The following is a 26,592-nucleotide window of genomic DNA, read 5'->3' on the forward strand; positions in this document are numbered from 1 at the left end:
TATTTAAGACGGGCTAAAGCCCGCCCCTATTGATATTATTAAATGTTAATTAATTCAAATCTGTTTAAACGTTGAATCTCTCACAGCCCGACTTGAGCGGAAATCCTTTTTTGCTGTGGAAAAAGCTTTGGAAAAAAGATTGGGAGCGGAAGGCGGATAAAGCTGCCCAAATCAAAACCTATATTTAGCTTTTTCATTTTTATTATCTGGCATTCTGGTCAGTAATCTTACCTCGATGATTTTCGGGGTAATCGATTTTTCATTTGTATTAAATTTTACATCAAGAATTTCTTTCCTACTTTCAGATTCAGGAATTGGGATTAATAATGACTGTGGAGAGCTGCCCGATTTTCCGTCGAAATTTTTAGAGATCACTTTTACTCCATTAATTTCTGTATTCAACGTGCGGTTGTTATTGGCATCGAAATAAAGAATATAAAGATATTTTGCATTTTTATCTTTGTTTCTGATCTGATAGCTGAACCAGCCTTTCGCCTCACGGAAATGGCGGTCTTCCATATAACCGGTGTTGGAATCTTTGCTGTCGATAAAATGGTCTGATTCGGGTTGCTGTTCGCCCAACTGGATTTTATCTGCCGTAATGCTGTTCAGTTTTCTGATTTCCTCTTCTTCTTTGGCTTTCTGTTTCTGAATCATTTCGATTTTATCCTGAGTCGCCTGCGGAAAATAAATAATGTAACGTTCTTCATGAATTTTATAAAACGGAACCAGTTCTAATCCGTTGCTGAATTTATTTTGAGGATATAAACCTCTCAGTCTGAAGGTTAAATCTTTTCCGTTAACGGTCTCCAAATGGCTTAAAACTGAAGCTGAGCTGCCCAAAATGGTAGGGATTTCATTTAAAGGAATCTGCGGTCCGTGGGCGATATGTCCACCTCTGCTGTCATCGGCAAAAAGTCCGTCCTGATTTTCTTTCCCGTATTTGGCAGCTAAAACAATCGGGCCATATTTAAATGCGAAGTAATCAGAATGATCCGGAAGCCGTTCTGCGGAAAGATGCATTGGCATTTTCATTTCGATAACATCGCCTTTTTCCCATTTTCTTTTGATGGTAAAATAGCCTTCTGCATCAACAGACACATTTATATTTTTACCATTGACTGAAATGTTGATTTCAGAAGCTTTCGCCCATTCCGGGGCTCTTAATTTTAAATTTATATTTGATTTTGAAGCAACATCGAAAGTAAGTTTTGTAGATGCTGATTCCGGGAAATTATTTTCCTGTCTCAGAACCATTTTCTTTTCAGACCATTTTAAAACAGAAGGAATAAAAAGATTAACGTACAGATCTTCATCAGAATATGCATAAATCATTTCTCCATATTTGGCGTGATTCTCCATTCCTGAACCTACGCAGCACCAGAAGCTGGTTTCCGGCTGAGAATATACTCGGTAATGACCGGGACGCATCGGCGTGAAATATACAAAACCGCCTTTCTCTGGATTTTGCGTGGAAAGAATATGATTATATAAAGCTCTTTCGTAGTAATCTATGTAAGATGATTTTGGATGGGTCGCATACAATTCTTTGGAAAGCTTCAGCATATTATAGGTATTGCAGGTTTCAGGACCTTCGATACTTTTAATCATTCCGCTGAAATCATTGATCGGGTTAAAATGCTCACTCACGCTGTTTCCACCGATAATTGAGGAACGTTTTTGTGTAACATTTGCCCAGAAAAAATCGGCGGCATTGCTCCATTCTTTATTATTTTCCAAATCTGCAATGCGTTTAAAACCAATCACTTTTGGAATCTGTGTATTGGCGTGAATTCCCGTCAGCTTGTCTTCACCATTCAACAGTGGGTTCAAAATGGCTGGATGTGAAAAACGATGGGCAAGTTTGAGATACTCCGGATTTTTTGTAATGTCGTAAACATCAGCAAAAACTTCATTCAGACCGCCGTGCTCACTGCGAAGCATATCCTGGATCTGCGCATCGGAAAGTCCGGAAACTTCATCAGCCATCCAATCTGTGAGTTTTATCAGCATCTTTTTTGCTTTCTCACTATCTGCATACCAATAGGCATCGCGTAAACCTGAATATATTTTATGAATATTATATAAAGGAACCCAGCGGTCATTCAAACCGAAAGTTGCGGCACGGATATTTCCGTCGGCAATTTCTTTCCAGGCTTTTTTACCGTTCGGAACTCCTGATAGATAGCCGTTTCCTGAAAGATTCTGGCAACGTTCCAATTCATCAATCATATAATCCAGACGCTGCTTGATTTTGCTATCACCTGTAGAAGCATACATCAGGGACAAAGCAGAAATGTAATGTCCCCCGATATGACCATCCAGTCCTGTATTTTCCCAATTGGGATAGTTTTCTTTTTTCGGTTTTAATCCCGCTTCTTTCAGATAAGGGGCAAGAAGCCGGTCTGCATCCATCGAAAGGATATATTTTTCATCGGTCTGCATTGCCTTGCTGAAAACACTTTCAGACAAATGAACCCTGTTGAGCGGAAAGTAGCTAACATTTTTCTTCACCTGCCCAAAAGCCAGCGAAGTAAAGCCCAAAAACAATATCAGTGATTTTTTATTCATTAATAAATGTTATTTCTACATTTCTAAAATAAAAGAAAGCAACCAGATATCAAACAATTTTCATCGTCTAGCGGTAAGCCCTATTGAAAAAGCTTTGTGAAATAAGAAAAAAAAGCTTCAAGAACGACTACCTTATCATAAAAAACAAGAATAGGCAAGCAATAGAATATCAATTAAATAAATGTAATTTCTTCATTATCAAAATAAAAGACCGCAGGTTCATAAAAGACATGAAAAATTAATACCCGGACTTATCGTATTTTAATAATATCCCCCGTCAAAATCTGAATAAAACCCTCAAACTGAATTTTAACATATTTTTAACATTGTATTCATATAGTATTCACAGTAATTTCTGCAAATAAATCATTTAAATGATAAAAATAATTCTCCAAAAGTCCACTCAAACTAATTAATTTTCAAAAAGAGTTAAAAAAATAATATGAAGTGTGAAAGATACATTTATTTGTTTTTCATATTATAATCTACCTTAAAAAATTTAACTTTGTATAAAATCATTTCCTGATGGAAGAAAATTATCTTAATTATCCTAAACATTTTGTGGCAGTTGACTGTATTATTTTCGGTTTTGATGGTGAAAATCTTAAAATTCTATTAGTAAAAAGAGATTTAGAACCTAAAAAGGGCGAATGGTCACTTATGGGTGGCTTTATTGATGATAAAGAAAGTTCCGACCAGGCTGCCAATCGTGTTCTGAATACTTTGACCGGACTGGAAAATATTTACCTCGAGCAATTGAAAACCTACACAGAAATTGATCGTGAACCGACCACTAGAATTATGTCGATTTCGTATTATGCTTTAATTAATATTCAGGATAATATTCAAATCAATGAAAAATACAGTGCCCAATGGTTTGATCTGAATGACCATCCCGATCTTATTTTTGACCATAATGTGATGGTAAAGGATGCTGTTCTGAGACTGAGAAGAAGGGCAACGACAAGACCTATCGGTTTTGAGCTCCTGCCGGAAAAATTCACGATGAAAGACCTTCAAAACCTTTATGAGGCTATCTTTAACGAAAAATATGACAAACGAAATTTTACCAGCAAAATAAATGCTTTGGATGTTCTGGTAAAAACCAATGATAAAGATATGAGTTCGTCTAAAAAAGGGTCTTTTCTTTATACTTTTGATGAAGAAAAATACAATAAAAAAATCTCCGAAGGCTTTATGTTTAAAATTTAATTAGAAACTCCCGGTAAATTTCACCTTAATTCCTAACTGGAAATTGGCAATAGTCTTGAAAATCTCGATTAAGGTCACCCGTTCTATTCTGGTCAGCTTACTGATTTCTATATAGTTATCAGGATTCTTTTTATCAATATTAATCTGATTTGCCTGATTTCTCAGCCGAAGCGCCATCAGATAATAATAAGACTGATGCATTTCGTTATACTGCTGCTGCGTGAAAACACCAATTTCCGTCAGTTTCTTCATTCTTTCACCGGTATTTTCTATTTCCAGATGACTTTTCAGTGCATAGACACGAACCAGATCTACAATTGGAGACATTGCCGTTTTGATATCGAAAACCTCTGATTTTCCGATCGTCTGAGTTTTTATTTTTTTGAAAAAAGTAAGAGGAGGTTCGTATTGAAGTGCATTTTTGGCGATGTGTGCAAAAAACAGCTGATTGGGTGAAACCAGTTTTTCTTTGATAAATGCTCTCAGCTCACGTACAATATTTTCGTCACCGTAAATAAAACGGAAATCAAAAAAAGTAGAAAATTTCATTGCATTTTCCGGGACTGATTCTTCAATCCATTGGAGATAATTTCTTTTCCAGTGAGAAAGAGAATGGGTCCATTTCGGATTACTTGCCATAAAACCACCTTTGCAGTATTCAAAACCAATCATGTTGAGATCGTCTGAAACTTTTTTAGCAAAATCCAGAAAATATTCCCGCACCATTTCCCGCTGTTCATTGGCTTTATCTTCGTAGATGATTCCGTTATCCTGATCGGTGCTCAGCGTCTGCTCTTTTCTACCTTCGCTTCCGGTGACAATAAAGGCAAATTTTGCAGGCGGTTTCCCTATTTCCTTTATCACTTTCTCTATTACTTTTCCGGTTATCGTGTCGGCAATCGTGGTAATAACCTGGCTGGCAATTTCACCGTGCACCCCTCTTCCCAAAAGCTGACTGATAATATCCGGAACCTGTTTCCATTTTTTACGAAGCTCTTCTGTATTTTCTGCCTGCTTTACAGACTGGATGAACACCAGCGGGCTTTGCGCCTGCTCACTCAGCAAACGGTTTCTGCTTAGAAAACCAACATATTCTTCTTTATTCTTCACCAAAAGATATCTTGATTTGGTTTTGAACATCATCAGAACCGCCTCATATAAATAGGCATCACTGGAAATGCTGACAATCGGATTGTCCATTACCTCCAAAATGGCTGTTCTTGAATCCAGACAACGGGCAATCACGTTATCCCGCAAGGTAATATCAGTAGCATAACCAATAATCTCGTCACTCCCAGATTCTTTTATGAAAATACAGCTTACCTTGTTGACAGCCATTAGTTTAGCAGTTTCAAAAATAGGTGTGTTTGCGTCGCACGAAACAATACTTTTGTAAGCAATTCCTTCAATTTTCCTTGAATACAGCTGGTCAGCTGCAAAATAACTTTCTTCGAAGGTTGCAGGTGTTTTTACAAAATGTGAAAACTCCTCATCCAGCATCCTTTTACCAAAATCTGAAGTGAAATAATGAAAAAAATCTTCGTATGCATCGCACAATTCGTAAAACTCTTTTCGGGGTAAGGTGTAAACAACAGTTCCTTTTTTGGCAATGGCAGACTTCAGCGCACGAACTCTGTTCAGAACTACCGAAATTCCGCCAAAACAGTAAGGAGAGTGATGTTTCGTCAAACATCTTTTATTTTCAGCAGCATCAAAAAAGAAAGTTTCATATTCTCCCGATGAAATAATATCTACACCTGCCATCTCCGTCACTTCCTGACGATAAACCAGGGTATCTTTGGAAAACTCAGTTTTAATCAATGTTTCAGAGATTTCAGCAAGAACCGTTTCTGGTAAAAGATGAAAAGGCTCCGTTATTTTTAATAATGAAATAATTTTTTCTTCCATATGATTATTTCATTTTATCTGTTAAAAATTTTAATTTACATTCTATTTCGTGATGAATTTTCTGAAGCTCATTTTCCGAAATTTCTCCACGGGAACGGATTTCAAAGAAACATTTTGCTGTCATTTCCGCATCAATCATAGCATCGTGGGAGCGTTCCATCTTTTCATTAAAAAGGAAATTGTAAAGTTGCGGCAAGCGAAAATAATCAGCTTCAGGATTTAAAATATAGTCTTTGCTTTTTAGCATCGTGCAGTAAAAATGACTCTGGTGAAAAGGATTTTCCAAACCCGCCCTGTAAAAATCGCAACTCAGCGTATGAATATCGAATTCTGTAAAATGTCCTGTAATCAGCGGATGATATTGCTGAATGTCTTCTGAAAGTTTTTGCAGCACAAGCTTTCGTGTTTTGCCATTTCTGCTTAAAAATTCCTTGGTAATTCCGTGGACACTGAATGACGATGCACTTATTTTCAAATCTTTATCATCAATATAAAGATTTTCTCTTTTAACTTCCCTACCGTTTTGATCATATAAAATCCACGAAACCTGAACCGCTGAAGGCCAGTTGTCAGTTTCGGAATAAGGCAGATTCCATCGTTTCGGGATTGCTGTTGTTTCGGTATCGATAAAAAGGAGATATTTTTTCAAAACTTATTTAAAATTACAAAATCATTGGAATTCTTAACAAAGAACTTGATTAAACTTTTATTTTAACCACAAAAGAGACAAAAGATCTAACACATTGGTTATTTAAGTTCATTACTAAACTGAAATAAGAACTCATAAGTTAAAAAAATCTTTGATTTTATTCTTTTGCAGGCTTTTGTTTTCAAAATAGCAAAACTTTAAATAGTTCAATAATAGCTTTTGTCTCTTTTGTGGTTAAATTTTCAATTAGTTTAAACAAACTTGAAAAATAGGACGCCAATAACGACATCCTATTTTTAACTATTTTTAAAATTACCAGAATCTCACATAAAGTGCGGTCAGTAAAAGAACTGTTACTACAATCATAACCAATGTTCTGGAATCTACCTTAAACATTGTCGCATCTATAGCGAACGCTTTCGGATTTACTTTCGGGCCAGCCAAGCTTATCATCACCATCACGGCAACCGTAATAAAGAATGACCATCCCATATTAATCAAAAACGGTATTTCTGTAATCGTGTGAACCACTCCATTTTCTAGTTTCTCATACGTAAAAGCAGTGTACAGCCAAGTTTCTTTCCCGAAAATATCGACTGCAAAACTGTTGAAGAAAATCGCCAGTAAAAATCCCAGAAGAACACCAACCAACGCTGCCGTTCCTGTTGTTCTTTTCCAGAACATTCCCAAAAGGAACATCGCAAAAACCCCAGGACTGATAAATCCGGTATATTTTTGGATAAATGTGAAACCTCCTTCTCCGCCTATTCCCAGAACATCCGTCCATGTAAATGCCAGAGCAACAGCCATTGCAATAATAATTGCCCATCGTCCTGTTCTTACCATCTCGATTTCGGTCGCATCTGCTTTCAGGTATTTTTTATAGATATCTAAAGTGAAAATCGTTGAAATACTGTTTACTTTTCCTGCCAGAGATGCTACAATTGCTGCAGTAAGAGCTGCCACCGCCAAACCTTTGAGACCGGAAGGTAAAAATCCTAGAATGGCTGAATAGGCGCCGTCTTTTACTCCGTTGAAACCCGGTAAATGTCCTTTTGTATATAAAACATAGGCTGCAATTCCCGGAAGCATAACGATAATCGGCATAAATAATTTCAGAAATCCTGCGAATAAAATTCCGGTTCTTGCTGTTTTCAAATCAGCTCCCAAAGCACGTTGCGTGATGTACTGGTTGCATCCCCAATAATTCAGGTTGACAATCCACTGTCCTGCAAAATACATGGCCAAGCCCGGTAAAACCACATATTTCTGAACACTCAGATTTTCCGGCATTGCCAAAGTGGTTGTTGTAACTGTCGGTTTATCAAGCATTAATTTAAAATGTTGCGGAGCTTCGTTCATCAAAGTCTGAAAACCGGCAAAAGCATTTCCTACAGCTGCTCCGTTGATTCTCTGGTCAACAATCTGAAGAGCCATATAAACCGTTGCAAAACCACCGATAATTAAAACTGCCACCTGAATAACATCGGTGTATCCGATTACTTTCATTCCGCCTAAACCAATCAGTAAAGCCATCAGAAGCAATCCAACCATAATAATATGAAGATTATCTCCACCCAGCAAAGTATCGATTGCTAAAGCTCCAAGATAAAGTATCGAAGTAAGATTGACAATTACATAGAGAAACAGCCAGAAAACCGCCATAATCAGTGAAACCGATTTGTTGTAACGGGTTTCCAGGAATTGGGGCATTGTGTAAATTTTATTTTTAAGGTAAATCGGAATAAACCAAACGGCGATGATAATTAATGCAATTGCTGCAATCCATTCGTAAGCTGCAACGGCAATTCCCACGAAAAAACCTTCACCACTCATTCCTATAAACTGTTCCGCCGAAATGTTGGATGCAATTAAACTGGCTCCAATGGCCCACCAGGTGAGTGAGCCTTCGGCCAGAAAATAATCCTTACTGCCCGTGGCTGCAGACTTTTTTCTGTTGTAAATCCAAATTCCGTAACCGGCTACCACCACAAAATAAACAAGAAATATGATGATATCAATTGTTGCTAAGTTTCCCATAATTTATTTTTTAACTGAGAATTTATAAATCGTTTTAGACTGATATTTTTGTCCCGGCTTCAGTTCTGTTGAAGGGAAAGAGGCCTGATTCGGAGAATCCGGGAAATGCTGCGTTTCCAGGCAAAAACCTGTTCGGAATTCATTTTTTCCACCGGTTTTAGTGTCAAATTTTCCATCAAGAAAATTTCCTGAATAGAACTGAACGCCCGGCTCATCGGTAAGAACCTCCATCACTCTTCCTGATTGCGGATGATATACTTTGGCAAAGCTTCTCAATCCGGTTCCATTCAAAATCCAGTTGTGATCGTAGCCTTTTCCTTTTTTCAGCTGGTCATCATCTGAATTGATATCTTTCCCGATTGGTTTTGAAACGGTAAAATCAAACGGACTTCCTTTTACCGCTTTCTGTTCGCCTGTAGGAATCAATGTTTCATTAACAGGTAAAAATTTATCTGCATTGATTTGCAATTCGTGGTCAGTAATCGTTTTTGTGAAATTCCCTGAAAGATTGAAGTATGAATGTTGTGTAAGATTAACAACCGTTACTTTATCCGTTGTTGCTTCGTAAGAAATCTCCAAAGCATTGTCGTCTGTCAGTGTGTATAAAACCGTTACAGACAGTTTTCCCGGATAGCCTTCTTCACCATCTGCACTGGTGTAAGTCAGCCTTAAAGTTGGAAATTCGGCATTTTTTACAGATTCAACGTTCCAGAATTTGGTATGAAAGCCTTCTTTTCCACCGTGAAGACTGTTCGGTCCGTCATTTTTATCAATATCGTAGGTTTTGTTTTCCAGAGTGAATTTTGCATTGGCAATTCTGTTCCCATAACGGCCAATCAATGCTCCGAAATAATAAGGATTTCCATTAAAATAATCTTCTGGTTTTGTAAATCCTAAAACGACATCTTCATATTTCCCGTTTTTGTCGGGAGCCGTGAGTGAAGTGATAATCCCCCCGAAATTGATAACTTCCACCTTCATTCCGTTTTTATTGGTTAAGGTATATTTTTTAATGGAATCGCCTTTTGCCGTCACTCCGTAATCTGAAACCTGTAAGTTTTCCATATCTTTTTTTTGAGACTGATTATTGTTTTCTTTTTTGATGCATCCAAGAACACACAAAAGCGCAATAATAATCAAATTGAAGTTTATTATTTTCATAGTTTGAATGATTTTGCAAGATTAACGATAATAAATTTTATTCCAGCGAAGATTGTTTTTAAAATCACGGATTTTTGTATCTTCATCAATAACCAATGACTCGATGCCTGCCATTTCTGCAAAATCTTCCAGCTGTTCAGCACTGATATTCTCACTGTAACACGTATGATGTGCTCCACCAGCCAGAATCCACGCTTCTGCAGCCGTGTATAAATCCGGAAGCGGCTTCCAAAGAACCCTTGCCACAGGAAGTTTTGGTAATTCTTCTGTGATCTCCAATGCTTTTGTTTTGTTGATTAACAGCCTGAAATGATTTCCAAAATCCATTAAAGCGGCGTTCAGGGAATCGATATTTCCTCTTGAATTGAATACCAGACGGACAGGATCTGCCTTGCCACCAATTCCCAACGGATGAATCTCACAGGAAGGTTTGTCAACCGCCAAAACAGGGTCGACTTCCAGCATATGAGAGCCTAAAACCGAAGGATTTGAAGGATTAAGATGGTAAGTATAATCTTCCATAAAGGCATTACCGCCTTCAAGACCTTGCCCCATTGTTTTCATGGCACGGACTAATGCTGCTGTTTTCCAGTCGCCTTCTCCGGCGAATCCGTAGCCTTTTTCCATAAGCCTCTGAACGGCGATCCCCGGAAGCTGTTCCAACCCGTGAAGGTCTTCAAAAGTATCTGAAAAACCTTTAAAATTTCCGTCTTTCAGGAATTTTTCCAGCCCTAATTCTATTCTTGCAGCTGCTTCGAGTGATTTTCTGTTGCTTCCGCCGGATAAAAGAGATTCTGTCACCTTGTAAGAGGCTTCATATTCTTCCATTAAAGCTTTCACTTCGCCATCTCCAATTGAGTTGACAACGCTCACTAAATCTCCGATTCCCCAAGTGTTTACCGAAAATCCGAATTTTGTTTCTGCTTCTACTTTGTCGCCATCTGTCACGGCAACATATCTCATATTGTCTCCAAAACGGGCAAATTTTGCTCCCTGCCAATCATCCCAGCCTGCTGCAACACGGCTCCAGTCACCGATTTGTTTCTGAACTCTTTCCTCGGCCCAATGTCCGACAACGACTTTTCGGTTTTTGCGGAGACGGCTTACCATAAATCCGAATTCACGGTCTCCGTGAGCAGCCTGATTAAGGTTCATAAAATCCATATCCATCGTAGACCAAGGAATATCCTGATTGAACTGTGTATGCAAATGCAGCATTGGCTTTTGTAAAGCCGTCAAGCCACGAATCCACATTTTTGCAGGTGAAAACGTGTGCATCCAGGTAACAATACCGATACAGTTTTCCGCATGATTGGCAGCCGTTAATGTCTCAAAAATTTCTTCGGTAGATTTTACGGTTGGTTTAATAATGACTTTTACAGGAATTAATGATGACTGATTAAAAGCTTCAACAATTTTCTGTGAATGTTCTGCAACCTGAGCCAATGTTTCAGGTCCGTATAAATGCTGGCTTCCGGTGATGAACCAGATTTCTTTGGTATGGAGAGGTGTTAACATATTGTAATTGATAATTGATAATTGATAATTGATAATTAATTATTTTTATTTTTTCCACAGGTTTTACCTTGTGGATATTGAGTTTTTTTCTTGAAACCTAACAGGTTTTAAAAACCTGTTAGGTTTGCTAACGCTAACTTATCAGAAGCTATTTACTGTCCGTAGTAGGCATTTTTGCCATGTTTACGTTCGTAGTGTTTTTTGATGAGAGCATCTTTCAGGCGTGGAGCATCCGGGTTGATTTGTCTTGTACGATAAGCCATTTCTGCAATCGTTTCCAAAACTTTACTGTTGTAAACGGCTTTATCAGCATTTTTACCCCAGGTAAACGGTCCGTGATTTCCGACAAGAACCATTTCTACTTCTTCGTAAGACAGTTCTTTTTCTTTAAAACAATCCAAAATCTGAATTCCGGTATTGTATTCGTAATTTCCTTCAATTAAATCATCCCGCATCGGCGGTGCGCAGGGAATATCTGCCGTTAAATGATCTGCGTGGGTGGTTCCGAAAATCGGAATATCCATCTGTGCCTGAGCCCAAGCTACGGAATAAATGGCATGCGTATGAGAAATTCCGCCAATATTTTCCCAGTTTTTGTAAAGATAAGCGTGGGTTTTTGTGTCTGATGATGGCCTTAATTTCCCTTCAACCACATGGGCTTCATAATCCAGAATAACAATATCTTCGGGCTTTAGAATCTCATAAGGAACACCGCTTGGTTTGATGGCAAAAATTCCTTTTTCACGGTCAACGGCACTCACGTTTCCGAATGTATAAACGACAAGCTTCAAGGCATCCAGCTGCATATTGGCTTCGTAACATTCTCTTTGAAGTTCTTTATAAATGCTCATTTTATTTAATTTTAATTTTTTAACGCAAAGAGCGCAAAGTTTTTTTTGACTACTCACTGTTTTTAAGTTCGCAAAGGCGTTTCACTTAGCAAAGTTTATAAGGTTTATTAATTTTTATTGCGGTGAATTGCACACAGCCCGACCTGAGTGAAGCTCTTTTTGTGTAGCAATGCGAAACAAAAAAGCGGGAACGGAGGGCGGATAAAGCTGCCATAAAAATTTTAGTTATTAGTTGATGTTGTTAGTAATGATATTTCTTTTAACTATAAGCTGTCAACAATCAACTTCTTTTTTGCTTTGATATTCTTTTCAGTAAAGTCGGCAAGGATCTGATATTGATTCATCAATTCTGCATATTTTTCCACCTGATCTGCCTGAGGGAAATATTCCGCTTCGAAATCGGAACCCATTTGCCGGCTTGCTTCCTGAACATTCGGGTAAATACCTGCCGAAACTGCCGCATAAATTGCTGCTCCTAAAGCCGGAGCCTGATCAGATGCAGCTACAACGATCGGCCTATTCAGAACGTTGGCCAACGTCTGCATAATGAATGGGGATTTTCTGGCCACACCGCCAATTCCGATGACTTTATTGATTTTTACACCTTCTTCTTCGAAACGATCGACGATTTTTTTCGAACCGAAACAAATGGCGTTGACCAATGCTTTGAAAATATGCGGCGCTTTTGTACCGAGCGAAAGATTACTGATCGCGGCTTTGAGCTCCTGATTGGCATCCGGCGTTCTTCGTCCGTTGACCCAGTCCAGGGCAATTGGAACGGCTTCGGAAAGAGGAATTTTTTCTGCTTCCAGGGTAAGGCTGCGGATGAGATTATTTTCTATTTCTTCTTTTAACAATTGTTTCTGATGGTCGTCAATCATGTTGGAATTCATAAGAATATTGTGAACAGGCCAGGTCAGAATATCTTTGTACCACGCCAATGCATCACCAAATGCAGACTGCCCGGCTTCAAGACCTATTAAGCCCGGAATAACGGAACCATTGACCTGCCCACAGATTCCTCTGACGGTTTTCTCCTTAATAATTTCGTTGGATGCGACCATAATATCGCAGGTAGAAGTTCCCATAATTCGGATCAGTGTATTTTCTTCCACTTTTGCACCGACTGCTCCCGAATGGGCATCGAAAGTTCCTACGGCGATCACAGTGTTGGTTGTTAAACCTAATTTTGCTGCCCATTCCTGATTCAGATTTCCTGCCACTTCATCTGAAGTATATGTTTTTTCGTAGAGCCTGTCGCGAAGTTCGGCCAAAGACGGATCTAACAAACTGAGAAACTCTTTTGACGGCAGTCCGCCCCATGATTCGTGCCACATGGCTTTATGACCGGCTGCACAACGGCTTCTTTTAAAAGTTTTTAAATCCTGATGCTCGGAAAGTAAAAAAGTAATGTAATCGCAGTGTTCCATCCAGCTGTAAGCCGAGTTTCTCACTTTCTCATCTTGCCTGTTGATGTGCAGAATTTTTGCCCAAAACCATTCGGAAGAATAGATTCCGCCTTCAAATTTGGTGTAATCTTCGCCGCCCCAGTTTCTGGCAAGCTGATTAATTTCTTCTGCCTCATCGATGGAAGTGTGGTCTTTCCACAACACCATCATCGCATTAGGATTCTCTTCAAACCCGTGAGTTAGAGACAATGCTATTCCATCTCTGTTCACGGGAATTGGCGATGAGCCTGTGGTATCGATACAGATGCTTACAATACTTTCAGGAGCTACTCCACTTTCTCTTACTACATCAGAAATGGTTTGTTGCAAACCTTCAATATGGTCTGAAGGGTGTTGGCGAAACTGATTTTCTTCAGGCTGACAGAATTTCCCCTGCCTCCATCTTTGATAATAACTGACGGATGTCGCAAGTTCGGTTCCGTTTTCTGTATCAATCAGTACTGCGCGCACGGAATCTGTACCATAATCCAACCCGATAACATATTTCTTCATTTTTATAATGAATTAAGTTTAATAATATTTTCATAGACCCATCGACAAGCTCAGGATGATATTTCTGCTAAATGCTTAATCTTAGATTTAATTTGATGATTAAAAAGAATCATTTTTAATTAAACCTTAACAAATCTGTTTTTGAGATAAAACAAATATAAGATTCTATTTTAAATAAATGTACAAAATACACTTAATTTTATTTTTCCCTTTTTTGGATACTTCTGAGGCTTATTTAATCTTTAAAATAACTAAAGATTGAGCAGGAATTTCCACTGAAAACATTCCTTTTTTAATGACCGAATCCTCTTCAACAGGCTTTATATTTTCTGTTTTAAAATTATTTTCAGTAGAAAGTACAGGAGCTGTTAGGACCGTTCTTGTTAATTTTTTTCCTAGCTTTATATTTTTAGGATTGATTTCAATTGACCTTTTCTGAGAATCTGTGTTGACAATTTTGATCATGACTTCATTATTTTTACCGTCTTTTACTGCAGTTGCATATAATTTGTCCTGTCCGCTGACTGAATTTTTATTGTGGTAAATTCTCAGTAAATCGGTTCCTTTATTATTTGAAAATAATTTCTGAACATAATAATTTGGCGTTGCGTAGGACTGCAGGTTATTAAACCATATCAAATCCGGAGTCCATTGCCAGCCATCAGCATGAGCAAATAACGGTGCATAAGAAGTCATCGTTACCACATCTGCATTTCTTTCCAGCCCGGTCATAAAAGCGGCCTCCGAAAGTGCCGATTCCCAGTTATTTTTATTATCAGGACTTACTACTTTTACTGACTGAACAGCATATTCTCCGGCAAAAACTTTAGGTCCGCTTCTGTCGTATTTATCGTATCTCGCTGCATTTTCCTGAAACCATTTTGCCGAGTTGTAGTAATGCTCATCGACGATCTGTGCATTGAGTTTTTTCAGTTCTTTCCAGCCGTAATCGAAAAATTCTCCGTCAGGCGAAGGCCCGCTTCCAGAAATGATTTTAATCTCGGGATATTTTAAATGAATGGCTTTTTCAAAAATTTTGTACCGTTCGATATAATCTTCGCCCCACTGTTCGTTTCCGACACCAATATATTTCATGTTAAAAGCTTTGGGATGTCCCATTTCTGCACGAATCTTGCCCCATTTGGTATTGATATCTCCATTGGCAAATTCAATTAAATCCAAAGCATCCTGAACGAAGGGATTTAATTCTTCCAGATGCACCAGTTCACCTGTATTGAACTGGCACGCCATTCCGCAGCTCAGAATCGGTAAGGGCTCAGCACCCAAATCCTCTGAAAGCTGGAAATATTCATAAAAACCTAATCCGAACGACTGATAATAATCGGAAGCAAGACGGTGCGCGAATCCCGAGCTCCATTTATTAATGAGATATTCTCTGTCGGCTACATTTCCCAATGTTTTTTTCCATTGATATCTTTCAGCAAGCGTTCTGCCTTCTACAATGCAACCTCCCGGAAAACGTAAAAAGCCAGGTTTCAGATCATATAATTTCTGAACTAAATCTTTTCTTAAACCGCCTTTTCGTCCTTTCCAGGTATCTTGTGGAAAAAGGGAAATCATATCCATATTTACCACTCCGTTTCCTGTAAAAGTAAGCTGCAGTTTTGCTTTTTCAGCCGTTTGTGAAGGAGAAAAAACAGTTATATATTTTTGCCAGCCCTTTCCTTTAATGATTATAGGAACCGTGGAAATGACTGCTCCTTTTTCGTCAACCAAACTTGCATTGACGGCAGAAATATTTCCAGATATATAGGCCAGGTCGAAACTGAAATCATACCTGTCGCCTTTATGAAGCCCGATTCCCCGGAAACCTTCATTTTCCAAGATGTACTTTTTATCATTGTGAACGGTAATTCTTGCGTAGTTTTTATTGGTTTTGGAATGATCAGAATAAATGGTCAAGAACCCGGAATCCAGATTATGGGAAAGGGTTTGTGTATTCTGTTGCTTCCAACCTGCTAAAGGCTCATCGAACTCAAAGCTTCGGTTTTTGATAAGCTCAGCATAAATTCCGCCATCGGCTGCAAAATTGATGTCTTCGAAGAAAATCCCGTACATCGTCGGCTGGATTTTGATGTTGGTAGGACTTCCATCCAAATCTAAAGTAAACTTTGAAGTTTGTGCAGATGAAAATGCAACACAACTTGTGAGAAGAACTGAGAAAATTTTATTCTTAATTTTCATTGATAATTTATTTTCGGAATTAATCCAACCAGACACTTTGACTACGTTCAGTGTGACGTGTCTGATAGTGGACTTTTGAATTGAATGGTATCATTCTGTTTGATAAACCTTATAGGTTTTTAAAACCTATAAGGTTTCCTACATTGAGAATAACTTATTTAACTTTCAACTGAATACTTTTTAAATCTGAGCTTTTTGAAGTTCCGCCGTAAAAAATGGTATAATCACCAGATTTTGAAATTAAATCATCCGCTTTTTCGTCATAAAATTTGAATGAATCTTCTGAAACAGTCAATTGGATATTTTTTGTTTCTTTTGCTTTAATCAAAACTTTTTCAAAAGCTCGCAATGTTTTTACGGGTACTAAAGGATCATTATTCCTTCTCACATACACCTGCACCACTTCTTCACCGTTTCTTGCTGAAGTATTGGTGACCGGAATGGTTATCGTAACGTTTTCATTAGAACTGATGCTGTTTTTGCTCAATTTAGCATTACCAAAAGTGAATTTTGAGTAGCTCAAACCGTGGCCAAATGCATATAACGGATCTTCGGTCATATAGCGGTAGGTTCTTCCTTTCATATCATAATTCTCAAAACCCTGATGCTTGCTCGTTGTCGAGAGTGCATTATCCAACTGCTCGAGATTCTTGTAAAAAGTAACCGGTAATTTTCCGGAAGGATTATAATCTCCCGCCAGAACGTCGGCAACGGCAGTTCCACTGGATTGTCCGCCGTACCAGGCATTCAGCAAAGCATCATAATTTTTTTCATCCTGTTGTAAACCAAGCGCACTTCCTGTGCACAGTACGAATACAACGGGTTTTCCTGTTTTTTTCAGCTCAGCCAGCAATTGACGCTGAACTTTCGGAAGTTCTATGGATGTTTTATCGCCACCTTTAAAACCTTCTGCATTCACCAGCATTTCTTCTCCTTCAAGACTTGGGGAAAGTCCGCCGACAAAAACAATCACCTCAGCATCTTTTACTTTTTCTTTTACTGAATTGAAATTCACCGGATCTTTTCGGTATACTTCAAAGCCAATGCTTACATATTTTCCTTTCTGGCTGTGTCGAAGTTCTACCCAATATTCTTTTCCTTTCTCCATTTTCACAGGAAATTCCGAAGGATGTCTGGCGTCAGGACCTTTTCTTGTGGCAATTTCTTTTCCGTCGATCAAAAGCGTGTAAATATCTGATGTTGAAGCAGAAAATATCACTTCACCGGAATAGCTGCTTTTAAAAACACCTGATATTCTTGCCGAAGTATTTTCCCGGGCAACTCCCGGTGCAAGCTGGGTTCCGCCAAAACTGTTGTAGGTAATTCCTGTTTTATTGACTGAAGTATTAACCGGTTTTTCTTTGAATTCATTATTATTAAAAAACTCAACCTTCATTCCTTTTTCACCATTTTTCTGACTTACAAAATTCTGGTAAAGGGATGTTCTTGATGACGGATCAGCCACCTCGCTTCCTTTTTCGTAAATAATTTCAGCATTTGGAAATTTGGTTTTAATTCCGTCCAAAACCGTGACCGTTGAAGAAGGTGTTCCGTTATAATTTCCCAGCTGCATGATTCCGTCATCGGCATTGGGGCCAACAACAGCAATTTTTTTAATATTCTTATCTAAAGGAAGGACATTTCTTTCATTTTTCATCAGTACAATAGACCTTTGAGCCATTTTTAATGCCTGTTCTTTATGTTCTTTAGAATCTACTGTAGAATAAGGAATATTGTTCCAGTGAACCGCAGATTTGGGATCAAGCATTCCCAGTTCAAACCAGCCTTTCAGGATTCTGCGCATCGAAATGTCGAGGTCTTTTTCTGTAATCAATCCGCTTGCCAGGGATTTATTAAGATTATTGTACGTATCACCGCATTCCAGATCTGTTGAATGTTTTAAAGCATCTGCAGCGGTAGTTTTTTCGTCGGGATGTGTTCCGTGGTATTTTTCCTGATAGAAATCTGCCAAAGCCCAACAGTCTGAAACCACCATACCATCGTACTTCCATTTGCCGCGAAGAATTTCATTAAGCAACGTATTGTTCGCACAGCAAGGCTGACCGTCGAATGCATTGTAAGCGCACATCACTTCTCTCACATTACCTTCTAACACCAGTGCTTTGAAAGCCGGAAGATAGGTTTCATACAGATCTCTTTTGGAGATTTCAGCGTTGTAGGAATGCCGGTTCCATTCCGGACCGCTGTGAACGGCAAAATGCTTGGCACAGGCGTGAGTTTTAAAATATTTGGGATCATTTCCCTGCAGGCCTTTTACAGCAGCAACACCCAAAACAGAGGTTAAATAAGGATCTTCACCATACGTTTCCTGACCTCTTCCCCATCTTGGATCTCTGAAAATATTGATGTTTGGAGTCCAGAATGTAAGACCTTCATAACGTCCGGTTTTACTGGCTTCATCAAAAGATTTATTGTATTTCGCCCGGGCTTCGTCAGAAATCATTTCATAAGTTTTAAGATGTTCCGGAACGTCCCAGGTTGCCGCCAATCCGATCGCCTGAGGAAAAACGGTAGCCGTTCCTGCCCTTGCAACACCGTGAAGTGCTTCATTCCACCAGCCGTAAGCAGGGATTTCCAGTCTGGGTACAGCTTTAGAATTATCCATCATCATTCCGATTTTCTCATCAACTGTTAACAATACCAGAAGATTTTCAATTCTTTGTTCAACCGGAAGATTGGGATTCTGAAACGGATATTTATAGTTCTGGGCAAAACTAAAAGTATAAACTATTATTGATATGGTTAATAAAATTTTGTTCATATGATTGATTTTAAAGCATTTTTTTATTGAAACACATTAAATATTACCACTGAATATTGCTTTGCAATGCAACAAATACAAATATAAGATTCTATTTATAATAAATGTATATATTACACTTAATTACGGAAATAAAGCTACCGGAATGAACCGGTAACTTTATTAAAAAGCATATTCTAGTTAGATTTGATCAAGATTACTGTTTTATAAATTTAGTTTTGACGCTTTCTTCGGAACTGGAAATTTCTATAAAATATAGCCCTGCCGGAAGTTTTGAGATATCAATCCTGTTTTTACCTCTGGTCATTTTTACGTTAGAAGAAGTTGTACTTCCTTTTGCATCAATAATTGAATAAACTGCGTCAGAAGACTTCCAATCAATAAAAATTTCATCTTTAGCGGGATTTGGATATAAGACAAGATCATTTTTCACTTCTGTTACATTGCTTACTTTAAGTGTAGCAAAGCTCAATGGAAGAAAGTTATTCGTATATGTATTGTTTTCAGTAAGATATCCCTGAAACGAACTGATTACCGGTTCATTACCCGTTATTACTTTATAAAATCCTGTAACCCCGTTTTCTGTTTTCAATACATATCCTCCTGCACCTACTTTTATAGACTGATAAACCCCGTTGATCTGATTGGCCGTAATGGCTTTCGGTGTAGATACAGTCCCTGATCCTGTGAATGTTTTACTTCCTGTAGCATTGATTAGCACAGGAATATTGGCAGGAATAACCCCATTGGAAATCTGAGTACAAATCACACTTCCTGAATTTGGCTGCATTGTATATGCCGTAGTTCCCGAAGGAATGGCTGACTGAAAAGGTAAAAGAACGATCCCGTAGCCATTGAAAGTTCTTGTATAGGTTGCGGAACTTGCCATGAAATTAAAAGGTACCTGAAAATCTTTACCTAAATCAGAAAGACTAAGATTCTGACAAGAACTACCAGAAATAACATTGACATTACTGTTGCTGACACTTCCGTTCACATAAAAAATACTGTTACGATTGGCAGAAGCATTAATCCAGGTATCTGCCGATGTGTTTCCTGTAACATCTTTGAAATCTACGGATGTATAATATTCATTTTCAAGAGCATCCATAAGATTACTGTCGGTAAGCGAGTAAGCCGCCGCAAATTTTGACGCTCTTTCATTGCCTATATTGAAATAAACATCACCCAACGTGAGGGTAAGAATGGAGCTGTAATTTCCGCTTCGAAGCCCGATAATTCCTTTGCAGCCATACGGAAGAACTGTTCTGGAAATATCAAATACCAAATTGAAACTTCCGGAACCCGGTGCAGGAAATGCTACACTGCCATAATTATGATTTCTTACCGTTCCGTTGGCATCAACATAATATAATGTCGTATTGGAAGAAGTCGGTAAGTTGCTAGTTGTATAGCTTAACACATTAAAAATTAACTTATTATAACGGTCGTCAAGATTTAAATATCCGCTGTTGGCGTCTGTGTTTGAGCTTATCAATGGAGTGGAATTATAGAACGTAACCGTTTTTCCACTCAGCTGATAATTTGTCCCAAACGCTGAATTGGTCGGGATCTGAGTTTCAATTTTATTATAATGAACATCACCGCCTGTCATTAATGATATCGGTCTGTCACCACTTTTATTAAAAACAAAAGTCATTACACTGGAAGGAGCCACCTGAACTGTCGGACGGAAACTCGCCGTACTGAAAGAGAAAGGTGATGAAGCCATATTCAGGGATTGCGACGTAGTAGTCTTTACTCCTGAAGTTGTAAAGAACGGCAAATCAACTTTAAGATCATACGTGCTGGACGAAGAATTGATAACGACAAGGGTGATTTGGTTGCCGTCCAGCGAAATATAAGACGAACCTTCCAACGTACCGCTTGAGGTCTCCCATTTTGCATCAATTCTGGTTTTTCCTGTGGTATTTTTGGCATATTGGGATAAGATATATCCTCTTTTGGTCATTTCCCCGGCAACGGTTCCGTATGAGCCGTCTCCCATCAGTCCGTAATATCTTTTTGAGGCATAATGAATCCATGCATTTATGTTTCCTAATAGCGCATTATTGACGCTTCTTGCGAACGTGAAGCCATCGGTATTCCATAAAAAATCTCTTGGAGCCGAGCTGCTTGATGAGTTCCAGTTGATCAGATATTCCGTCTGCCATATTTCTTTGTTATGATTCTGAAACTGCTTATAAACAGACTGCATAGAACCATACTGATGGCCTCCGTACACCTCAAAATTTGCCATTACCAAAGGATCTAAGAAGGCATTGGCAAAATTATCGGTAAACCCAACACTTTCCGGCGCAATGACCTTACAGTTGATAAGTTGTCCGTAGTTTTTAACAAAGGTTGCAATTTGGGCAGGCGTCCATATACAGCCCTGATACTGAGCCATTTCGTCGGGCTCATTTTGTATAGATATGTAATCCAGTGCAACACCGTTATTTTGCAAATAGGTTACAAAACTGTTGAGATACAGGGCATAATCCTGATATTTTTCCGGCTTAAGATAACCGATTTGCTGTACACCATTTGGATCGGTATATACTGCGTTCACGTGGTTGTTGGTTTTCCAGTCTGCAGGCATCGTCCATGGGCTGGCGAATATGGTAAGTCCCATAGATTTTGCCAGTTGGGCTGTCGCAAGGGCCGCGCTCCAGTTGCTGCTTTGTTCGGGAATATAAAGACGCATGATATTATACCCTCCTTCACTGCCTGCACCCCAAAGTTTCTGGATTTCTGTGGTCGTCATGTGGTTGTACCCAAACTGCGGACTGCAGACAAATCCGCCGAAGCCCGTTATTTTTTGGTAAGCAATACTCTTGTCTATCTTTACTTTCGCCTGCAGATTTTGTGCATTCAGCTGTCCTGAAACTGCAATACCTGTAATCATTACAAGTATTAATTTGAAGATTTTTTTCATAGTAATAAGTTGTTTAATTTGTGATATTAAATGGGTCTAATGAATAGATTTAGGATGATCGTTAATTAATATTTCAGCTTCATTTTCTGAAAATTATCCCTTCATTAGATTCACAGTCATCAATTTTCAACAATTACCCTCTTCATTTATTTTCCTGAATAATCACTTTGAGGAGCTCCCAGGTAACTTGGCTTAAGGCCTCCCGTATCAATCAGTATTTTCTCTAAAACAATTCCCGGTTCCAGCACCCTGAATCTCAATGTATGTTTGCCAGGTTGTGAAATCTGATGTGTTGTCACTGATTTAATGATGTGTTCCGACTGCCATTTCCCCAATTCTCCACGGTAGTGTCCGTTGAAATTGACGGTCTCCGGTTTTCCTCCGTCAAATGAAATTTCATAGCGTAATCCTTTATTATGATTGAAATTTAAAGTCGGTGCCAACAGGAGCTGAACTTCAAAATTCCCTTTAGATTCAAAATCAATATCATATTCCAGGTAAATGTTTTCATCGGATTTTGGATAGGCGTTTTGTGGAAAAGTAGTTATCCCGGATTTTGTCTTCCCGAAATCTGGAATAATTTCCCAATGAATCCTGTCTGAATTACCCATTCTTGCAAAATTTTCCGCTTCAATAGAAACACAGCCGTTTTTTTCTGCAAATGCTTTATCTTTCGCTACATCGGCCCCGGAAATATAAGTCACTTCAGGCATTACATTTTCTTTTCCGTCTGCCCAGCTTTTGTATCCTATTTTCATCTGATCCATCATATGTGTCCATTTTCCGTCGGCAATTTCATTGTTGTATTTGTGGTCGAGATAGGCATTTCTTTCAAAACATTCTTTTACTTTATCTGCATAGTAATTGGCGTGAATATCATTTTTAGCAGCCAGTTCTTTGTTTTTGGCAACAGCGTAATACATTTCATATAAATTACTGCACGCATCGATCGGATAAAGAACCAACTGATAATAGGCATCCTGATATTGTGCAGGAATCCGGTCTTTCAGACGTAACGCATCTACTGCCAATGCTCTGTAATCGTTCAGCACCGTTTCAAATTCATTATAATTTTCAAGGCTGAATGTTTTGCTGTCAAGCGTTTCAGGCGTCACCCGTCGGTTGTATTTGGCATACAGGTTAATCATTCTGGCAATTTCCTTTGAATATTTTTCTCCAAACTGCTGTGCAACCCATTTTTTGGTATATTCCAGAAGGTTTTTTGAGTTAAACTGTTTCGGATTCCAGGCCATTTCAAGGAAAAAACTGATCGGGAATTCCATCGGTTTTAAATCACCCACGTTGACTACCCAAACTTTATCAACTTTATGCTCGTACGAAAGATTCATCTGTTCCCAAACCCTTTGAATCGGGCTGATATTGATCCATTTGGAATTTCTCGGCCCGCCTACATAATCAAAGTGATAATACATTCCGTACCCGCCTTTATGGAAGGGTTTTGAAAGATCCGGAAGCTTTCTCACATTACCCCAGTTGTCATCACAAAACAATAGAATTACATCATCCGGAACTCTCATTCCTTTATCGTAATAGTCCTGGACTTCTTTGTATAATGCCCAGACCTGAGGCGTTTTGTCCGCTTTTTTACCGGTTACCTCAGCAATGATTTTGCGTTGGTCTTTTACGATATTTTCGAGTAGAGAAATGTTGGTTCCCTCTCCCATCGCTTCGTCGCCATCGCCACGCATTCCCACTGTGACCAGTTTTTCCCAGTTTTTACTTCTTACCATTCCTGCTTTCCAGAATTCCTGCAATACTTTTGCATTTTTAGAATAATCCCAGACATTCGGAAGGTTATTTCTTTTGATATACCGGTGCCAGTCGGTTTGCGCCTGAGCCATCGGCTCGTGATGTGAAGTTCCCATTACGATTCCCATTTCGTTGGCTAAAGGTCCGCTCAAAGCATCATCGTCATAAAATGCTTTTCCCCACATGGCAGGCCACAGATAATTGCCTTTCAGACGAAGGATCAGTTCAAAAACCTTTTCATAAAATTTAGAATTAATCCCACCAAAAGTGGTTCTTGCCCAGCCTCCGAGTGAAGGTTCTTCGTCATTCAGGAAAATTCCGCGGTATTCTACAGCAGGCTCTCCATCGGTATAAATTCCTTTTTTGAAATATAAATTTTCTTTCGTTTCAACCGGAACATCTGCCCAGTAATTCCAGGGCGAAACGCCAATCTGCTGCGACACTTCGTAAATTCCGTAAATGGTTCCTCTCTTGTCACTACCTGCTATCACAATGGCTTCCGAAACACCCGGAAACGGATTACTTACATTCTGGATGATGTACTTTTCTGTTTTTCCGTTTAATGATTTCCCATCGATCTTTTTCTGTTTGATTAAATCGTCAATCACCGATTTTGTTCCGACGGTTCCGATGATAATTAAAGGAGAATTGATTCCGGAAATCCGGTTCAGCATATTCGGCTGTTCACCGGTTACTTTCTTAAAATCGGACTGCAGGTTTTTGACCGCTCTTAATATTCCGGCATCAATATTATTGTTTGTAAATAATGAAATCTTCACTGATTTGTCTTTCAGTAGAATGGCATCATTGTTTTTTTTCGTTGTGATAAATGGTTCTGTTGCCTGTACATTTAAACAAGCACCAAACAGAAGTACAAAGAGAAATAGTATCGGTAATCTGTTCATAATCTTTATATTTTATTGAAACCTTATAGGTTTTGAAAACCTATAAGGTTTAGTTTAACATTTATCGGTTGCGAATTGCACGCAGCCCGGCTTGAACGGAGCTCTTTTTGTGAGGAGGAACGACGAGCAAAAAAGCGGGAGTGGAAGACGGATAAAGCTGCCCCAATTATTCCGGCATTACTTCTTCAATACAAACCCACCATTGGACTGAATTTCAATCTGGTACGATCCATTTTTATTGATGGAAACCTGTTTTGTAAATGTGATTCCAGATTGATCATCATTGATGAATTCTACAGTTTTACCTGCCAGCATCGGGAGATGTAGGGTAAGCTTTTTCACAGTTTTTTCTGCATTCACTCCTGCCACGTACCATTGATCCTGATGTCTTCTCGCAATGACCGAATATTTTCCCGGGTAGCCGTCGATGAAAACCGTCTCATCCCAAAGCGTCGGAATATCTTTCATAAAATCAAGCTGGAATTTTGGAACATCTGTCAGGTTATTTGGCATTACCGCAAACATCTGAATGGGATTCTGAAAAAGAACGGCTGTGGCTAACTGAAATCCGTCGGTTGTCAATCTTTTGTTTTTTTCTTTATTGGATTTGGTTAAAAATTTATTGAGAAAAGTTCCGCCAAATTCCATACTTCCGACCGTATTTCTGATAAACGGATGCAGGGTGGCAAAAAACGCTTCCTGCTTGCGGACATCTTCTGAAAAATAAAGCATTTCCGAGGCTAAAACGGCTTCACTTCCTGCATAATTCGGGTACATCACTTCCCAACCTCTCGGTAAAGTGCCCCCGTGGAAAATAATCGTCAAACCAAAATCGTTGGCATCAGATAAAATATCTTCGTACAGACGCATGGTTTCCTGCTTGTCGCCTCCGAAGAAATCGACTTTCAGGCCTTTTACACCGGATTCTTTCAGCCATTTCATTTCTTTTTTGCGTTCGACAGAAGTACTCATTTTGTTTCTCGGTCCCATCGGTGCATCATTGGCGGCTCCGTTGGAATTGTACCAAAGCATTACCCCAACATTTTTAGATTTCGCATACTGAATGAGTTCTTTCATTCTGTCTTTCCCAATATTTTTATCCCAAAGCGCATCAATTAAAATGAATTCATAACCGAGTTTTGATGCCAAATCAATAAATTTAGCCTGGTCATCGTAGTTCATACTGTTATCCTGCCATAGAATCCAGCTCCAGGTAGAACGTCCGAACTGATAGTTCTGTGAAGGCTCGTAAAGCGGTTCTACCACATCAAAAGGAATGGTAGTTTCCACAATAGGCTTCAGCGAATCTCCAATCGTAATCGTCCTCCACGGTGTTTTTCCCGGCAGGGAAATTGCCGCGCCTGAACTTCCGAAACCGTTGTTTTCTGCCATATCCGGATAAGCAACTCGGTAAAGATTTTTATCTGAAGTGGTTTCAAGATGAGAAGCACAGTACAAACTGTTCACGCCTGTCTCCGAAAGTAAAACCCAGCCCTCGTTTCCGATATGGAAAAGTCCGGGGAAAACGTAACCATAATCGGCTTTCGTTCCCAATTCCGCATCGGCTTTATAACCGCTTTCGTAGCTTGGTGCTGTTCGGGCAAAACCAGTCATCGGCTTCATCATCGGCGAGAGGAATGTTGTGGTTTGCGATGCAAACCTGTATCCGGTAACTTCCGATTGTACAACAGCACTGAAACGGTCTTTCATGGGCGGAATGTCATATCGGAAGGCAATATTGTTATCGCTAACCTGAAACTCAATTCCGATATTGAACTGATCTGCATTCATGAAATTGACAGTCAACGTATTCGCTTTGTACTCAATGTCAGATTTTTTTATTTTTTTGTTGCTGTACTTTTTGGAAATTAAATCCTTTTTACTGTTGATGAATTTTAAATTCTTAGAAAAATCCGATTCATTGGTAATCAGTCCCAACGGAGATTTGTCGAGCATTGTTTTTCCCTGAAAACTTACAGAGTACATTGCTTTTCCTTCTTCTGAAAATACATTCAGCTTCAGCTTACCGTCCGGACTGGAAACTTCGGCAACCTGCGCTTTAACTTCAGATAAAAGAAAGAAGCTTATGAATAATAGAAATACGAGTGCTATTTTTTTCAT

General features: G+C 38.9%; 14 protein-coding genes. 1 reads left to right on the forward strand and 13 read right to left on the reverse strand.

Annotated elements, in window-relative coordinates; translation table 11 throughout:
* Positions 1-171: 171 nt before the first annotated feature.
* Positions 172-2,571: a beta-L-arabinofuranosidase domain-containing protein gene (locus tag J4Q03_RS04610; RefSeq protein ID WP_426047033.1), complete on the reverse strand. Its 2,400-nt coding sequence runs from the start codon at positions 2,569-2,571 to the stop codon at positions 172-174.
* 525 nt (positions 2,572-3,096) lie between these two features.
* Between J4Q03_RS04610 and J4Q03_RS04615 the strand changes: the two genes are divergently transcribed.
* Entirely contained in the window at positions 3,097-3,783 is a 687-nt protein-coding gene (locus J4Q03_RS04615) for an NUDIX hydrolase (RefSeq protein WP_426047034.1), read from the forward strand.
* Here the strand turns inward: J4Q03_RS04615 and J4Q03_RS04620 are convergent, their stop codons facing one another.
* The 12 genes from J4Q03_RS04620 to J4Q03_RS04675 form a co-directional block, all read right to left on the reverse strand.
* On the reverse strand, positions 3,784-5,691 hold the full coding sequence (locus J4Q03_RS04620; RefSeq protein WP_426047035.1) for a DUF294 nucleotidyltransferase-like domain-containing protein: 1,908 nt from the start codon (positions 5,689-5,691) through the stop codon (positions 3,784-3,786).
* 4 nt (positions 5,692-5,695) lie between these two features.
* Positions 5,696-6,340 carry an exonuclease domain-containing protein gene (locus J4Q03_RS04625; RefSeq protein ID WP_426047036.1) on the reverse strand — a complete coding sequence of 215 codons (645 nt, stop codon included), beginning with the start codon at positions 6,338-6,340 and terminating at the stop codon, positions 5,696-5,698.
* A 312-nt stretch (positions 6,341-6,652) separates the two neighbouring features.
* Positions 6,653-8,380, reverse strand: a complete 1,728-nt coding sequence (locus J4Q03_RS04630; protein WP_426047037.1) for a sodium:solute symporter family transporter — start codon at positions 8,378-8,380, stop codon at positions 6,653-6,655.
* A 3-nt stretch (positions 8,381-8,383) separates the two neighbouring features.
* On the reverse strand, positions 8,384-9,541 hold the full coding sequence (locus J4Q03_RS04635; RefSeq protein ID WP_426047038.1) for an aldose epimerase family protein: 1,158 nt from the start codon (positions 9,539-9,541) through the stop codon (positions 8,384-8,386).
* A gap of 21 nt (positions 9,542-9,562) precedes the next feature.
* Positions 9,563-11,059, reverse strand: coding sequence for an L-arabinose isomerase (gene araA, locus J4Q03_RS04640; protein ID WP_426047039.1), 1,497 nt, complete (start codon positions 11,057-11,059; stop codon positions 9,563-9,565).
* Between the two features lie 152 nt (positions 11,060-11,211).
* On the reverse strand, positions 11,212-11,910 hold the full coding sequence (locus J4Q03_RS04645) for an L-ribulose-5-phosphate 4-epimerase (RefSeq protein WP_426047040.1): 699 nt from the start codon (positions 11,908-11,910) through the stop codon (positions 11,212-11,214).
* 263 nt (positions 11,911-12,173) lie between these two features.
* A complete protein-coding gene (locus J4Q03_RS04650; RefSeq protein WP_426047041.1) occupies positions 12,174-13,871 on the reverse strand; it encodes a ribulokinase in 1,698 nt (565 codons plus the stop codon).
* 231 nt (positions 13,872-14,102) lie between these two features.
* Positions 14,103-16,076 (reverse strand): alpha-L-arabinofuranosidase C-terminal domain-containing protein, encoded by a 1,974-nt coding sequence (locus J4Q03_RS04655; RefSeq protein ID WP_426047042.1) that lies wholly within the window; start codon positions 16,074-16,076, stop codon positions 14,103-14,105.
* Positions 16,077-16,230: 154 nt separating this feature from the next.
* On the reverse strand, positions 16,231-18,858 hold the full coding sequence (locus J4Q03_RS04660) for a glycoside hydrolase family 3 C-terminal domain-containing protein (RefSeq protein ID WP_426047043.1): 2,628 nt from the start codon (positions 18,856-18,858) through the stop codon (positions 16,231-16,233).
* Positions 18,859-19,054: 196 nt separating this feature from the next.
* The gene (locus J4Q03_RS04665) at positions 19,055-21,796 is read right to left on the reverse strand and encodes a T9SS type A sorting domain-containing protein (protein ID WP_426047044.1); all 2,742 of its coding nucleotides are present in this window, start codon (positions 21,794-21,796) and stop codon (positions 19,055-19,057) included.
* 146 nt (positions 21,797-21,942) lie between these two features.
* The gene (locus J4Q03_RS04670) at positions 21,943-24,471 is read right to left on the reverse strand and encodes a glycosyl hydrolase 115 family protein (RefSeq protein ID WP_426047045.1); all 2,529 of its coding nucleotides are present in this window, start codon (positions 24,469-24,471) and stop codon (positions 21,943-21,945) included.
* 177 nt (positions 24,472-24,648) lie between these two features.
* Entirely contained in the window at positions 24,649-26,592 is a 1,944-nt protein-coding gene (locus J4Q03_RS04675) for a glycoside hydrolase family 97 catalytic domain-containing protein (protein WP_426047046.1), read from the reverse strand.

The sequence above is a fragment of the Chryseobacterium sp. NFX27 genome, assembly GCF_049887855.1.
Taxonomy (GTDB): domain Bacteria; phylum Bacteroidota; class Bacteroidia; order Flavobacteriales; family Weeksellaceae; genus Chryseobacterium.